This is a genomic window from Clavibacter davisi (assembly GCF_052751415.1).
The window spans coordinates 629,104-641,433 of record NZ_CP199882.1 but is presented as its reverse complement, the minus strand read 5'-3'; the positions used below and the strand labels follow the sequence as shown (position 1 = coordinate 641,433).

At 74.0% G+C, this 12,330-nt stretch carries 16 protein-coding genes and 1 pseudogene; 8 read left to right on the top strand and 9 right to left on the bottom strand.

The annotated features are described in order from the left end of the window. Nucleotides 1-82: 82 nt before the first annotated feature. The gene (locus ACU4ZT_RS03200; RefSeq protein ID WP_445337866.1) at nucleotides 83-889 is read left to right on the top strand and encodes a DsbA family protein; all 807 of its coding nucleotides are present in this window, start codon (nucleotides 83-85) and stop codon (nucleotides 887-889) included. A gap of 40 nt (nucleotides 890-929) precedes the next feature. On the opposite strand, the gene ACU4ZT_RS03195 is transcribed toward ACU4ZT_RS03200, so the two are convergent. The 3 genes from ACU4ZT_RS03195 to ACU4ZT_RS03185 are packed head-to-tail and all read right to left on the bottom strand — an operon-like array spanning nucleotide 930 to nucleotide 2,567. Next, nucleotides 930-1,370 carry a bleomycin resistance protein gene (locus tag ACU4ZT_RS03195; RefSeq protein WP_414748382.1) on the bottom strand — a complete coding sequence of 147 codons (441 nt, stop codon included), beginning with the start codon at nucleotides 1,368-1,370 and terminating at the stop codon, nucleotides 930-932. 49 nt (nucleotides 1,371-1,419) lie between these two features. Beyond that, entirely contained in the window at nucleotides 1,420-2,265 is an 846-nt protein-coding gene (locus tag ACU4ZT_RS03190) for a CPBP family intramembrane glutamic endopeptidase (RefSeq protein ID WP_254654570.1), read from the bottom strand. Nucleotides 2,266-2,273: 8 nt separating this feature from the next. After that, a complete protein-coding gene (locus tag ACU4ZT_RS03185; RefSeq protein WP_414748384.1) occupies nucleotides 2,274-2,567 on the bottom strand; it encodes a hypothetical protein in 294 nt (97 codons plus the stop codon). 104 nt (nucleotides 2,568-2,671) lie between these two features. Here ACU4ZT_RS03185 and ACU4ZT_RS03180 point away from each other — a divergent pair, with 104 nt between their 5' ends. After that, complete coding sequence (locus tag ACU4ZT_RS03180) at nucleotides 2,672-3,673, top strand: adenosine deaminase (RefSeq protein WP_445337863.1); 1,002 nt, start codon at nucleotides 2,672-2,674, stop codon at nucleotides 3,671-3,673. A gap of 63 nt (nucleotides 3,674-3,736) precedes the next feature. Here the strand turns inward: ACU4ZT_RS03180 and ACU4ZT_RS03175 are convergent, their stop codons facing one another. Then, on the bottom strand, nucleotides 3,737-4,141 hold the full coding sequence (locus tag ACU4ZT_RS03175) for a RidA family protein (protein ID WP_063072353.1): 405 nt from the start codon (nucleotides 4,139-4,141) through the stop codon (nucleotides 3,737-3,739). A 177-nt stretch (nucleotides 4,142-4,318) separates the two neighbouring features. Between ACU4ZT_RS03175 and ACU4ZT_RS03170 the strand changes: the two genes are divergently transcribed. From ACU4ZT_RS03170 to ACU4ZT_RS03160, 3 genes are all read left to right on the top strand, one after another. Further along, the gene (locus ACU4ZT_RS03170; RefSeq protein WP_445337862.1) at nucleotides 4,319-4,720 is read left to right on the top strand and encodes a hypothetical protein; all 402 of its coding nucleotides are present in this window, start codon (nucleotides 4,319-4,321) and stop codon (nucleotides 4,718-4,720) included. A 135-nt stretch (nucleotides 4,721-4,855) separates the two neighbouring features. After that, nucleotides 4,856-5,710: a hypothetical protein gene (locus ACU4ZT_RS03165; RefSeq protein WP_131798138.1), complete on the top strand. Its 855-nt coding sequence runs from the start codon at nucleotides 4,856-4,858 to the stop codon at nucleotides 5,708-5,710. Nucleotides 5,711-5,857: 147 nt separating this feature from the next. Next, nucleotides 5,858-6,259, top strand: coding sequence for a hypothetical protein (locus ACU4ZT_RS03160; RefSeq protein WP_063072356.1), 402 nt, complete (start codon nucleotides 5,858-5,860; stop codon nucleotides 6,257-6,259). A gap of 10 nt (nucleotides 6,260-6,269) precedes the next feature. On the opposite strand, the gene ACU4ZT_RS03155 is transcribed toward ACU4ZT_RS03160, so the two are convergent. Both ACU4ZT_RS03155 and ACU4ZT_RS03150 read right to left on the bottom strand, forming a co-directional pair. Next, entirely contained in the window at nucleotides 6,270-6,773 is a 504-nt protein-coding gene (locus tag ACU4ZT_RS03155) for a GrpB family protein (protein ID WP_445338689.1), read from the bottom strand. Next, nucleotides 6,713-7,537 (bottom strand): annotated as a pseudogene (locus ACU4ZT_RS03150) (EamA family transporter); the annotation flags it as partial. The pseudogene ACU4ZT_RS03150 and the gene ACU4ZT_RS03155, both read right to left, overlap by 61 nt. 42 nt (nucleotides 7,538-7,579) lie before the next feature. Between ACU4ZT_RS03150 and ACU4ZT_RS03145 the strand changes: the two are divergent. Next, on the top strand, nucleotides 7,580-8,062 hold the full coding sequence (locus ACU4ZT_RS03145; protein WP_063072357.1) for a MarR family winged helix-turn-helix transcriptional regulator: 483 nt from the start codon (nucleotides 7,580-7,582) through the stop codon (nucleotides 8,060-8,062). Between the two features lie 9 nt (nucleotides 8,063-8,071). On the opposite strand, the gene ACU4ZT_RS03140 is transcribed toward ACU4ZT_RS03145, so the two are convergent. From ACU4ZT_RS03140 to cysK, 3 genes are read right to left on the bottom strand one after another with little or no spacing between them, the layout of a single operon-like run. Further along, on the bottom strand, nucleotides 8,072-8,821 hold the full coding sequence (locus ACU4ZT_RS03140; RefSeq protein ID WP_445337860.1) for a TrmH family RNA methyltransferase: 750 nt from the start codon (nucleotides 8,819-8,821) through the stop codon (nucleotides 8,072-8,074). Beyond that, the gene (gene epsC, locus ACU4ZT_RS03135; protein ID WP_063072358.1) at nucleotides 8,821-9,405 is read right to left on the bottom strand and encodes a serine O-acetyltransferase EpsC; all 585 of its coding nucleotides are present in this window, start codon (nucleotides 9,403-9,405) and stop codon (nucleotides 8,821-8,823) included. The genes ACU4ZT_RS03140 and epsC overlap by 1 nt, the downstream gene beginning before the upstream one ends. 2 nt (nucleotides 9,406-9,407) lie before the next feature. Then, nucleotides 9,408-10,346 carry a cysteine synthase A gene (cysK, locus tag ACU4ZT_RS03130; protein WP_445337859.1) on the bottom strand — a complete coding sequence of 313 codons (939 nt, stop codon included), beginning with the start codon at nucleotides 10,344-10,346 and terminating at the stop codon, nucleotides 9,408-9,410. Nucleotides 10,347-10,832: 486 nt separating this feature from the next. Here cysK and ACU4ZT_RS03125 point away from each other — a divergent pair, with 486 nt between their 5' ends. Both ACU4ZT_RS03125 and ACU4ZT_RS03120 read left to right on the top strand, forming a co-directional pair. Beyond that, nucleotides 10,833-11,324 (top strand): hypothetical protein, encoded by a 492-nt coding sequence (locus tag ACU4ZT_RS03125; protein ID WP_414763734.1) that lies wholly within the window; start codon nucleotides 10,833-10,835, stop codon nucleotides 11,322-11,324. Between the two features lie 31 nt (nucleotides 11,325-11,355). Then, nucleotides 11,356-12,321, top strand: coding sequence for a quinone oxidoreductase family protein (locus ACU4ZT_RS03120; RefSeq protein WP_414763733.1), 966 nt, complete (start codon nucleotides 11,356-11,358; stop codon nucleotides 12,319-12,321). Nucleotides 12,322-12,330 lie beyond the last annotated feature (9 nt).

The window sequence follows — 12,330 nt, the reverse complement described above, 5'->3', positions numbered from 1 at the left end:
ACCGCGTCCCCGACCTCCCCCTCCTCCACGACACCGACACCGACCCCGACCCCGTCCGACCCACCGACAGGAGCACCGCATCATGAGCAAGAAGTCCAGCGCCGACCGCGACCGCACCCGCGAGATCCGGGAGAAGGCGAACGCGCAGCGCCGCCTCGAGGAGGCGAAGCGGAAGCGCCGCCGCCTCCTCACCCAGCTCGGCGTCGCCGGCGCCGTCGTGATCCTCGTCGCCGGCATCTGGGGCGGCGCGAGCCTCCTCCGCCAGCAGGCGTCGGCCGGCAGCGTGGCGCCCATCGCGGACGCCACCGTGCAGCTGGCGAGCGCCGGCGAGGCGCACGTCGCGACCGAGCCGGATGCCGTGTCGGTCGGCGCCGCGGATGCACCCGTGACGCTCGACATCTACGAGGACTACTCCTGCCCGCACTGCCAGGAGTACGAGGCCGCCACCGGCCCGCTCCTCGACCGGGTCGCCGCATCCGGGCAGGTGCGCGTCGTGTACCACCCCATCCGGATCGTCACGAACTACGGCCGCGTCGCCGGCAGCACGGCCGCGTGCGTCCTCCAGCACGACCCGTCCGCCTGGCCCGGCGTGCACTCCGCCCTCTTCGCGAACCACTCGGCCGCGACCGACTCGTGGACGGGGAAGGACTTCTCCTCCTGGCTCGGCTCGCAGGGGGTCACGGACGCCGAAGCCCTCACCTGCACGGAGAAGGGCGCGTACGCCGGCTGGATCACGGCCAACACCGACATGGCGACCGCCGCGGGCGTCACCGGCACCCCGACGCTGATGATCGGCGGGCAGAAGACCACCACGGTGAGCGGGCAGCAGCTCGTCGACGCGCTCACCGCGGCGGGGGCGACGCTGTCCGCGGGCATCGCGGAGGGGTGACGATCGCGGCCCGCCCGGCACCGGGCGGGCCGCGGCGGCGTCAGCCCGCGGGAGCCTCCGCCGGCCGCCGCCCGATGGACGACTGGAACCGCACCAGGTAGCCGTCGGGATCCTGCACGAGGAACTGGCGGACGCCCGTCTCCTCGTCGCCGATCCGGTACCAGGTCGTCTCCGGCTCGAGGAAGAGCGCGACGCCGGCCGCGGCGAGCGCCTCCGCCACCGCGTCGGCGTCCTCGACGGCGATCTGGAAGTTGATCCCCCGCCCGAACGGCCGCTCCAGCGGCCCCGTCACCCAGTTCCGGATGATGCCGGCCTGCTCGAGCATGAGGTGCGCCCCGCCGCGCGCGATGTACGCGAAGCCCTCGTCCGGGCGGTCGTACCGCACCTGGAAGCCGCACAGGTCGCGCCAGAACGCGAGGCTCGCGGCGAGGTCGGTGACCAGCAGCTCGGGGACCAGGTCGGGCTCGTCGTCGGGATCCATGCGGCCATGCTCGCAGACGGGTCGCGGGCCGGACCGACACCGGCTGGCGTCACGCGACCAGGTGCTCGGCGATCGGCCATCCGTTCATGACGACGTGCGCGGCGATGATGGCGGGCAGGTTCCGGTGCCGCCACCACAGGATCCCGAGCAGGAGCCCGAACGACCCCTGCGCGACGACGACGCGGGCCACGTCGAGCACCGGGGCGCCGGTGCCGTGGGAGGCCAGGTGCATGAGCGCGAAGACCAGCGACGCGAGGGCGATGCCGGGCGCGGGGCCGAGCGACGCTTCGAGCCGCGTCTGCAGCCACCGCCGGTAGAAGAGCTCCTCGCCGATCCCGGCCGTCAGCGCCGTCGCCACCGCGGTGACGAGCAGCGTCGCGGGGTCGACGCCGTCGAGGTCCGGCCGCGGGTTCCACGGCGCGACCTGCGCCAGGAGCGCCCACACCACCACGACCACGATCGGCGCCCACCATCGCTGCGCATCGCGGACGCGGTCGATGCGGACGCCGCGCAGCACGCCGACCACGGCGGCGGGGAGGGCGATCAGCAGGAGGGCCTTCAGGAGCACGTAGCCCTCGCTCCGCGCCAGCCCGAGCGCTCCCACCGCGAGCGGGAAGGCCGCGGCGAGCGCCAGCAGGATCCACGTCGCCGCCCGGTGCCGCGCCGGCTCGGACACGATCGCGGGCTGCTCCAGCACCCGGCGCGGCAGCGTCAGCGTGAGGGCGATGCCCACGGCTGCGGGGAGGAGCACCGCCCACCACGGGACCGAGGGCGCACCCGCATCTGACGACGTCGGCGCTCCGTCGGGCACGGCGACCAGGACGATCCCGAGAGCCAGGACGCCTAGGGCCGCGCAGAGCACGAGGACCGTCCGGCCGAGGATCCGGTGAGGCACGCGCGCGCTCATCCGCGCCCCGGCGCTGGCTGCCCGTCCGACCCCTCGCCGCGGAAGCGGGCCGGGACGAAGCCCGCGAAGTCCTCGCCGATGCCGCCGGGTTCGGAGAAGCCCTCCACGAACGCGGTCGCCTCCGCGATCAGCTGCTCGCGCGTCAGCCGTCCTCCGCCGACCGTGAGCCCGTAGGTTCCGACCGCCGGGCCGCTCAGCCAGTCGAGGTCGTAGGCCGGGGTCGCGCCCCGCGGCTCCCGCTCGGCGATGCGCCACCGCTCGCCGAGCACCGCGACCTCGGACGCCTCCATCCCCCGAGCCTACGGACGCCGGACGCCCCGTCCTCGCCCGGAGCCGGCTCCGGCTCCGGCTCCCGCCCGGCGGGCACCCGGCCGCCGCCCGTTACCGTCGACGGATGATCTCCACGCTCCCGCCCACCGCCGAGCTGCACCTGCACGTGGAGGGCACCCTCGAACCGGAGCTGGTGTTCGAGCTGGCCGAGCGCAACGGCGTCGAGCTGCCGTACGCCGGCATCGAGGACCTCCGCTCGCGCTACGCCTTCACCGACCTGCAGTCGTTCCTCGACCTCTACTACGCGTGCACGGCGGTCCTCCGCACGCGCCGCGACTTCCACGACCTCGCCGCCGCGTACCTGGAGCGGGCCGCGGCCGACGGGATCCGGCACGTCGAGATGTCGTTCGACCCGCAGGCGCACACGTCCCGTGGCGTGCCCGTCGACGACGTGGTCGACGGCCTCCTCGACGCCCTCCGCGACGCGCGCGTGCGCCACGGCATCTCCGGCGGCCTGATCCTCAGCTTCCTGCGCGACCGCCCGGTGGAGGAGGCGATGGCGACGCTGGAGTCGGTCGCCGGCCGGGCCCACGAGATCCTCGCCGTCGGGCTCGACTCGGCCGAGGTCGGCTACCCGCCGTCGCTCTTCGTCGACGTCTTCGCGCGCGCCCGCGAGCTCGGCCTGCACGCCGTCGCGCACGCCGGCGAGGAGGGCCCGCCCGCGTACGTCTGGGAGGCGCTCGACCTGCTGCACGTCGAGCGGGTGGACCACGGCGTGCGCTGCCTCGAGGATCCCGCGCTCGTCGACCGGCTCGTCGCCGACCGGATCCCGCTCACCGTCTGCCCGCTCTCGAACGTGCGCCTCGGCGTGAACGAGACCCTCGACGAGCACGCCCTGCCGGAGCTCCTCGCGCGCGGCGTGCTCGCCATGGTCAACAGCGACGACCCGGCCTACTTCGGCGGCTACCTCGGCGAGAACCTCCGACAGCTGCGTGTGGCGCACGCCTTCGACGACGACGCGGTCGCGCTCCTCGCCCGCAACTCGTTCCACGCGGCGTTCCTGTCGGACGAGCGCCGCGCCGAGCTCCTCGCGGCGGTCGACGCCTGGCGCGCCTCCGCGCTCTGAGCCCGACCTGATCTCGGCGGCCGGGTCGGCAGGTCGGTCGGTCGGGGACGGCGGCGACCGCCCTCAGTCGACGACGGCCGCGACCGCCTCGACCTCCACGAGCTGGTCGTCGTACCCGAGCACGGTGACGCCGAGGAGCGTGCTCGGCGGATCGTGCGGGGCCAGTGCGTCGCGGACGACCTCCCACGCGGTCACGAGGTCGGCCTGCCTGCTGGAGGCCACGAGCACGCGCGTGCTCACGAGGTCGGCGGTCGTCGCGCCCGCCGCCTCCAGCGCGATGCGCAGGTTCGCGACGCACCGCGCCGCCTGCGCGGCGTGGTCGCCGACGCCGACGGTGCGGCCGTCCGCGTCGAGCGGGCACGATCCCGCGAGGAACACGAGCCGCGCGTCGGCGGGCGCGGTGGCGGCGTAGGCGTACTCGGCGGCGTCCGCGAGGGAGGCGGAGCGGATCAGGGTCACGGCGGTCATGGGGCTCCTCGTCTCGGGCGGGCGGATCCGCGGCGCGTCCCAGCCTGCCAGCGCGTAGCCGCCCGCACGTCCGCGCGCGTGTCCGCCCGGCGCGTCCCGCATGTCCGCCCGGCGCCACCGCTATCCGCTCCGCCCCCGCGCAGCCGGATCCGCAGGCCGCGTCCCTAGCATCACCGCGTGACCGTCTACGTCCGCTTCCAGAGCGCCGTCCCCAACCGCCGCGGGACCTTCCCGGGGGTGTTCGCCCTCGCCGACGGGCTGCGCCAGAGCGGCCGGCCCTCGGCCGAGGAGGGCGAGTGGATGGACGCGGTGAACGCACGCGCGGCCGAGTCCTACGCGGATCCGCGCTCGGTCGACCCCGACTGCTACGACCGGGTGCGCAACCCCGGCGCCCGCGCCTGGTTCCTCGCCAGCGCCACGGACCTCCTCGGGTTCACGGCCGACTACCTCGCCCTGCTCGACCGGCACGACGTGCCCTGGCAGGAGCTCCGCACGCGGACGCCCGGCCGCATCGTCTACGCCGACGACGTGCAGGTCATCGCGACCCCGCACACGATCGACGACTGGCCGTTCCGCTAGGAGGTCCGATGCTCCCTTGGCCAGACGGCCGTCTGCCCTTCATCTGCGCGACTGGGGACTGTCCGCACGGAGGCGCCCCGGCTCCTAGCTTCTCAGTGCGGTGACCGACACCGCACCCAAGGAGGCACATCACCCATGTCCATCCGTTCGAGGGCCACCCGGCCCCTCATCCCGCGCAGGATGTTCGCGACCATCGCGCTCACCGCCGTCGCGACCCTCGGCTTCGTCATCGCCGCCCCCAGCAGCGGCGCATTCGCCATCGACCACGACTCTCCCCAGGCCCGCGTCGCCTTCTCCCTCGAGCACGGCCACTACCTCGACGACATCAGCGCCGGCCGGATCACGGACGCCGACATCGACGCCGTCGGCAAGACGGGCCTGACCTTCTCCGGGCGCCACATCGACAAGTGGCTGGACCTCTCGCCCGAGGAGGAGGCCGCACGGCAGAAGGCCGCCACGGCACTGCGCTCGGCGGCCGCGGGCGACCCGGACGTGGCGGTGATGGCGCAGAAGATGCGATCCCTGCAGTCGCAGGTCTCCGCTGCCAAGGCCAGCAACTCCGCCGCCGCGGCCGACGCCTCCGCCGCCGCGGTCGAAGACTCCGCCACCGCGGCCAAGGACTCCGCCACCAGCTCCTACCGGCCGGCCCCCCTGTCCCCCAACGCGCCGGTGACGGAGAGCAAGTGGTGGAACCCCTTCCACATCCACATCCCGCCGATCCACATCCACATCCCGCCGATCCACATCCCCATCCCCCACTGGAGCTTCTTCATCGGCAACGCCATCATCCGAGGGATCATCTCCGCCCTCGGCGGCTCGATCGCCGGCGTGATCTGCGTGCTGATCCCCGACCTCACCAAGCTCACCTGCGTCTTGCTGGCCGCGGTGGCGGCCGGCTTCATCGAGTTCATCAAGACCAACGGGATCTGCGGCGGTCACGGCCTCACCTTCCGGCTCCCCATATTCTCGATCCACTGCGGGCGCGACTGACGGCACGCCCGACGGTGCGCTTCCGGCGCACGCACGACGACGGCCCGGGGCCGAGCGGGGATCCTCTCCGCTCGGCCCTCGGTCGTCCCCCGCTCGGTGCGTGGACGCCGCCGGCCCCCTCCGCGCCCGCCGGGCTACCCTCGCCGGATGCCCGACTTCGTGCGCTTCCAGAGCGCCGCCCCGAATCGCCGCGGCACCTTCCCCGGCGTCTTCGCCCTGGCGAACGGCCTCCGGGACGAAGGCCGTCTGTCCGCGGAGGAGATGGCGTGGATCGGGGCGTCCAACGCGCACATGAACGCGACGTACGCGGATCCGTCCACGGTCGTCCCGGGCTGCTACGACCGCACGCTCAACCCCCGGGCGCGCGCCTGGTTCCGCGTCGGATCCGTCGACCTGCTCCGCGTCACGCGCGAGTACCTCGACCTGCTCGACCGGCATGACGTGCCCTGGCACGAGCTGCGCACCCGCACGCCCGGGCGCATCACCTACGAGGACGACGTGCAGGTGGTCGCGGTGCCGCACACGCACGACGAGTGGCCGTTCGGCTAGGTCCGCGGGCTCAGGCCGGGCGGGATGCGCGGGCCGCCCGCGCCGCCCGCGCTGCCCGCGCTCGGGCGAGGATCCCCTGGATCACCGCGGTCTTCGCGTCCGCGTAGGCGTCCATCGGCTCCCACCGCCGGGTCATCAGCTCCCGCTTCGTGCGCGCGTAGAGGTCGCGGTCGGCCCGGTCGGCGCGCAGCCGGTCGCGGTGCAGCAGGTACGCCTCCACCGCGGGATCGCCCTCCTCGTAGACGTGCACATGCGCGTCCCGCGCGGGCGTGCGCACCAGGCGGTGCCCGGGCTCCCGGACGCGCAGCTCGTACCCCGCGGCGACGAGCCGGGCGACGTGGTCCTCCTCGGCCGTGATGTCCGCCACCACGAGCACGACGTCCACGATGGGCTTCGCGGCGAGACCCGGGACGAGCGAGACGGCGTCGTCCGGAGCGCGACCGCCACGGCGACGGACGCCAGCACCAGACCCATCCCGAGGACCTGGACGGCGGACAGCCTCTCGCCCGACCATCCGATCCCGATGCCGACGGCGACGAGGGGGCTGAGCAGCCCGAGGAAGGCGGGCACCCGGGCCGGGAGCGCACGCAGGCCGCGGAACCAGAGCGCGTACGCGAGCGCGGTGCCGACGAACGCCAGGTAGGCGTATCCCGCCACGTTGACGGCCGTGAGCGGCGCCACGGGCAGGGGCTCGGACACCGCGGTGGCCACGGCGAGGAGGATCCCGCCCGCGAGCAGCTGCCACGACGTGGTGAGGAGCGGCGGGTGATCCGTGCCCCACCGCTTGGCGAGCACCACACCCACCGCCATGCAGGTCGCGCCGGCGAGCGCGGCGGCGACACCGACGGCATCGAGCCGGGCATCGGCCCGGAGGACGATGAGCGCCACGCCAGCCAGCCCGACCGTCCCGGCGACGATCACCCGTAGCGCCATCCGCTCGCCCAGGATCCGGGCGGCGAGCGCCGAGACGAGCAGCGGCTGGATCCCGCCGATGACGGCCGCCACCCCGCCCGGCAGACGGTCGGCCGCGACGAAGAGGAAGGCGAAGAACGCCCCGATGTTGAGCGCCCCGAGCACGGCGGACCGCCACCACCACGAGCCGCGTGGGAGGCGACGTCCGATCGCGAGCAGCACCAGTCCGGCCGGCAGGGCGCGGAGCGTGGCCGTGAGCAGCGGATGCCCCGGCACCAGGAAGGCGGTCGAGGTCGCGTAGGTCGTCCCCCAGAGCGCGGGAGCGATGGCGGTCAGGAGGATGAGGCGGAGGCGGTAGCTAAGCACTGAGTCAATCTAGCTCACCGCTTAGCGGGTATGGTCGAGAGCATGGACCACGTCGACCGCATCCTCGAGCAGTGGCGCGCCGAGCGGCCCGACCTCGATCCCTCGCCCATGGCCGTCGTCGGCCGGCTCGCGCGGGCGTCGGCTGCCCTCGCGGCGGGGACAGACGCCACCTTCGCCCGGCACGGGATCGACGCATCGACCTTCGACGTGCTCGCCACGCTGCGGCGCCAGGGCGCGCCCCACCGACTGGCGCCGGCAGAGCTCGCGCGGGAGTCGATGATCACCACGAGCGCGGTCGCCCAGCGCCTCAACCGCCTGGAGGCGCTCGGCCTCGTGACGCGGCTCCCCCGCCCCGAGGACGGCCGGGGGAAGCTCGTCGAGCTCACCGCCGAGGGCCGGCAGCTCGTCGACCGCGTGCTCCCCGACCACCTCGCGACCGAGGAGGAGCTGCTCTCCCCGCTCGATGCCCGGGAGCGGCGCACGCTCGCGGAGCTGCTCGGACGCCTCGACCCGACGAGCCGCTAGCCCGGCGCGCTACTCCGGGAACGCCACGTGCTGCATCACCCACGCGTGCATCACGACCGCGGCCGCCGCCGACGCGTTGATGGAGCGGGTGGATCCGAACTGCGAGATCGCGACCGTCATGTCGGCCGCGGCCACCGCCTCGTCGCTGAGGCCCGGGCCCTCCTGGCCGAAGACGAGCACGCAGCGCTCGGGGAGGCGCGTGGTCTCCAGCAGCACGGATCCGTCGACGTTGTCGATCGCGACGACCGGCAGGCCCTCGCCGCGCGCCCACTCCACGAGGTCGGCGATGGTCGCGTGGTGCACGACGTGCTGGTACCGGTCGGTGACCATCGCGCCGCGCTTGTTCCAGCGGCGCCGGCCGACGATGTGCACCGTGTCAGCCGCGAACGCGTTGGCGCTCCGCACGATCGATCCGATGTTCATGTCGTGCTGCCAGTTCTCGATGGCCACGTGGAACGGGTGCCGGTGCTGGTCGAGGTCGGCGACGATCGCCTCCATGCGCCAGTAGCGGTAGCGGTCGATCACGTTGCGGGTGTCGCCGCGCTCCAGCAGCTCCGGATCCAGGTGCGACTCATCCGGCCACGCCTCGGGGCCGCCGGGCCAGGGGCCGACGCCGTGCGTGCTGTGCTCGTGGGTGGGCGCTGGCTCGACGCTCGATGCCGGCTCGCCGCTCGATGCCGCCTCCACGCGGGGCGCCGCATCGATGCTCGGCTCCACCTCGACGGCGGGCGTCGGCTCCTGGCCGTGGGGCTCGGGCATCAGATGTAGATCGCCGGGTCGACGAAGAACGCCGGGTCGACGTGGGCGTCGGGCCCGCGCCCGGCGCGCTTCCCCGTCTCGACCGCCGGGATGCCGGTGAGCACGGATCCCGCGGGCGCGTCTTTCACGACCACGGCGTTCGCGCCGATGACGCTGCCCGCGCCGATGACGATCGGCCCGAGCAGCTTCGCGCCGGCGCCGATGGTGACGCCGTCGCCCACGGTCGGGTGCCGCTTGCCGCGCACGAGGCTCTTCCCACCGAGCGTGACGCCGTGGTACATCAGCACGTCGTCACCGATCTCGGCCGTCGCGCCGATCACCACGCCCATGCCGTGGTCGATGAACAGCCGCCGCCCGATGCGCGCCCCCGGGTGGATCTCCACCCCCGTCAGCGCCCGCCCGACCTGCGCGAGCAGCCGGGCGGCGAGCCGGATGCGCCGGCGCCAGAGCGCGTGCGACACCCGGTGCAGCCACACGGCGTGCAGCCCCGGGTAGCCGAGCATCATCTCCAGGTACCCGCGCGCGGCCGGATCGTGGGCGCGCGCCGAACGGAGGTCCTCGACGACGCGGGCGACGACTCCCACGCCTAGTCGCGCAGGTCGTCGAACAGCACGGTCGAGAGGTACCGCTCGCCGTAGTCGCAGACGATGGCGACGATGGTCTTCCCCGCGCTCTCGGGCCGCCTTGCGATCTCGAGCGCGGCCCACACGATGGATCCGGACGAGATGCCGCAGAGGATCCCCTCGTCGGTCGCGAGCGCGCGCGAGACGCGGATGGAATCCTCCAGCGAGACGTCGACGACCTCGTCGTAGACCTCCCGGTCGAGGATCTCGGGCACGAAGTTCGCCCCGATGCCCTGGATCTTGTGCGGGCCGGGCTTCCCGCCGTTGAGGATGGGCGAGTCGAGCGGCTCGACCGCGACGATCCGCACGTCGGGCTTCCGCTCCTTGAGCACCTGGCCGACGCCCGTGATGGTGCCGCCCGTGCCGACGCCCGCGATGAACACATCGACGGCGCCGTCGGTGTCCGCCCAGACCTCCTCGGCCGTGGTCTCGCGGTGCTTCTGCGGGTTGGCCGCGTTCGCGAACTGCTGCGCCCAGATGGCGTTGGGCGTCTCCGCGACGATCTGCTGCGCGCGCTCGACGGCGCCGCGCATGCCCTCGGGCCCGGGCGTCAGCACGATCTGGGCGCCGTACGCGCGCAGCACCAGCCGGCGCTCGATGCTCATGGTCTCGGGCATCGTGAGGATGACCGTGTAGCCGCGCGCCGCGCCCACCATCGCGAGCGCGATGCCGGTGTTGCCGCTCGTGCCCTCGACGATCGTGCCGCCCGGCTCGAGCTGGCCCGACGCCTCGGCCGCGTCGATGATCGCGACGCCGATGCGGTCCTTCACGCTGGACGCCGGGTTGTGCGACTCGAGCTTCACGAGCACGGTCGCGTCGAGCCCCTCCGTGAGCCGGTTGAGGCGCACGAGCGGCGTGCCGCCGACCAGCTGGGTGATGTCGTCGTAGACGCGACCTGCCATGGGTTCCACCTTCGTCGTGATCGTGATCGGTGCGGGGCCGAGCCGCGCGCACCTGCTCGTCGTCGAGCCTATGCGAGCGCAACCGCGCGGGTGGCGACGGCATTCCGGGCCGGGCGGACCGTCTGTCGGGAGGAGCTGTGGAGGGGGCCGTCGCCGCCTGCACCGAGCGGGTGAGGATGCGGCCGACCACCCCGAGGCGATCCCGCTGCCGACGCGGTCCGCACCCGAACCGGGATCCCTCCTGCTCACGAAGGAGAGACATGCCCGTCCACCGCACCGCTCCGCATGCGTGACGCACCCCGGCCGGAGCAGGGAGATGAGGTCCGGCGGAACCCTCCCGACTGGACGCCGCCCGGCTTGTGGGCGCCGCTGTCCGGGCACCTCACGGTGGCTCTGCTCAAGGCGCCTCTGGTGGTGCTGGCATGCCAGGCCCTCCTGCTCGTCCCCGCCTGGGGCCCCGGTTCCCTCGACCGGACGATCGGAGGGGTGACCGCCATGACCCTGGTCTTCTGCACCGTCGAGGTCGTGGTCGAGCGTCCCTTCGTCGTCCGCGGTCGGCTGGTGTCCCCGGGCGGATGGGGCTTCGCGGTCCTCCCGTGGCTCGCCGGGTCCACGGCCGCCGCCGCGGTGGTCATCGTGTGGCTCGGCATCCCGACCGGTGCCGTGCTCGCCTCGGTGATGGCCGGCGTCGAAGGACTCGAGACGCTGTGGAGACGAGCCTGGCGACCCGGCCAGACCGACGCCGAGTTCCACGAGAAGTGGATCGCGTTCCGGGAGCTGACGAAGGAGACCTTCGCGCCGGACGTCGCCGAGATCCGTCACCGGCTGGACGAGCGGGCGATGGACGGGTACCGCCGGAGGATCGCCGAGCGCGACGCGGAGCGGGCGCGGGACGAGGATCAGGAGCGAGAGGCGCAGCGGGCGCGGGACGAGGAGCGGCAGCGCGACGACGGGGACCGACCGCCGCGCGACGCGTGACCGCGACCCGCGGACACGGCAGGGTGGACCCATGAGCGCGCGCATCGAGGTGGAGGGGCCGGGCGGCCCCGAGGTCATGACCCTGACGGACGGCCCGGTGCCGGATCCCGGGCCCGGCGAGGTGCGGATCCGCGTGCACGCCGCGGGCGTCAACTTCATCGACACCTACCGCCGCAGCGGCGTCTACCCGATGGCGCACCCGTACGTCCCCGGATCCGAGGCCGCCGGCGTGATCGAGGCGCTCGGCGACGGCGTGGCCGGCGTGCACGTGGGCGACCGCGTCGCGACCGCCGAGGCCGAGGGCACGTACGCGCAGCACGCGCTCATCCGCGCGGAGACGCTGCTGCCCGTGCCCGACGGCGTGGGCATGGAGGTCGCCGCGGCGCTCCCGCTCCAGGGCCTCACCGCGCACTACCTCGCGACGAGCTCGTACCCGGCCGGTCCCGGCGATCGCGCGCTCGTGCACGCGGGCGCCGGCGGCGTGGGCCTCCTCCTCACCCAGCTGCTCGCGGATCGCGGGGTCGAGGTGATCACGACCGTCTCCACCGAGGAGAAGGCGGCGCTCTCGCGCGCAGCCGGCGCCACGCACGTGCTCGGCTACGACGACGTGCCCGTGCGCGTCCGCGAGCTCACCGACGGGCGCGGCGTCGACGTGGTCTACGACGGCGTGGGCCGCGACACGTTCGACGGGTCGCTCGCGTCCCTGCGGATCCGCGGGACGCTCGTGCTCTTCGGCGGCGCGAGCGGGCAGGTGCCGCCGTTCGACCTGCAGCGGCTCAACTCGGGCGGATCCCTCTCGGTCACCCGCCCCACGCTCGCGCACTTCCTGCTCGACGCGGAGGAGCGGCGGTGGCGCGCGGGCGAGCTGTTCGCGGCGGTGCTCGACGGATCCCTCGACGTGCGGGTCGGCGCGACGTACGCGCTCGCCGACGCGGCCCGTGCGCACGAGGACCTCGAGGCCCGGCGCACGACGGGGTCGATCGTCCTGATCCCCTGAGGCCGGATC

What these genes read in the sequence shown, in the direction of transcription:
- ACU4ZT_RS03200 (WP_445337866.1), top strand. Translation starts at nt 83, where the DNA reads ATGAGCAAGAAGTCCAGCGCCGACCGCGACCGCACCCGCGAGATCCGG.
- ACU4ZT_RS03195 (WP_414748382.1), bottom strand. Translation starts at nt 1,370, where the DNA reads ATGGATCCCGACGACGAGCCCGACCTGGTCCCCGAGCTGCTGGTCACC.
- ACU4ZT_RS03185 (WP_414748384.1), bottom strand. Translation starts at nt 2,567, where the DNA reads ATGGAGGCGTCCGAGGTCGCGGTGCTCGGCGAGCGGTGGCGCATCGCC.
- ACU4ZT_RS03180 (WP_445337863.1), top strand. Translation starts at nt 2,672, where the DNA reads ATGATCTCCACGCTCCCGCCCACCGCCGAGCTGCACCTGCACGTGGAG.
- ACU4ZT_RS03175 (WP_063072353.1), bottom strand. Translation starts at nt 4,141, where the DNA reads ATGACCGCCGTGACCCTGATCCGCTCCGCCTCCCTCGCGGACGCCGCC.
- ACU4ZT_RS03165 (WP_131798138.1), top strand. Translation starts at nt 4,856, where the DNA reads ATGTCCATCCGTTCGAGGGCCACCCGGCCCCTCATCCCGCGCAGGATG.
- ACU4ZT_RS03160 (WP_063072356.1), top strand. Translation starts at nt 5,858, where the DNA reads ATGCCCGACTTCGTGCGCTTCCAGAGCGCCGCCCCGAATCGCCGCGGC.
- ACU4ZT_RS03155 (WP_445338689.1), bottom strand. Translation starts at nt 6,773, where the DNA reads ATGGTCGGGCGAGAGGCTGTCCGCCGTCCAGGTCCTCGGGATGGGTCT.
- ACU4ZT_RS03145 (WP_063072357.1), top strand. Translation starts at nt 7,580, where the DNA reads ATGGACCACGTCGACCGCATCCTCGAGCAGTGGCGCGCCGAGCGGCCC.
- ACU4ZT_RS03140 (WP_445337860.1), bottom strand. Translation starts at nt 8,821, where the DNA reads ATGCCCGAGCCCCACGGCCAGGAGCCGACGCCCGCCGTCGAGGTGGAG.
- cysK (WP_445337859.1), bottom strand. Translation starts at nt 10,346, where the DNA reads ATGGCAGGTCGCGTCTACGACGACATCACCCAGCTGGTCGGCGGCACG.
- ACU4ZT_RS03120 (WP_414763733.1), top strand. Translation starts at nt 11,356, where the DNA reads ATGAGCGCGCGCATCGAGGTGGAGGGGCCGGGCGGCCCCGAGGTCATG.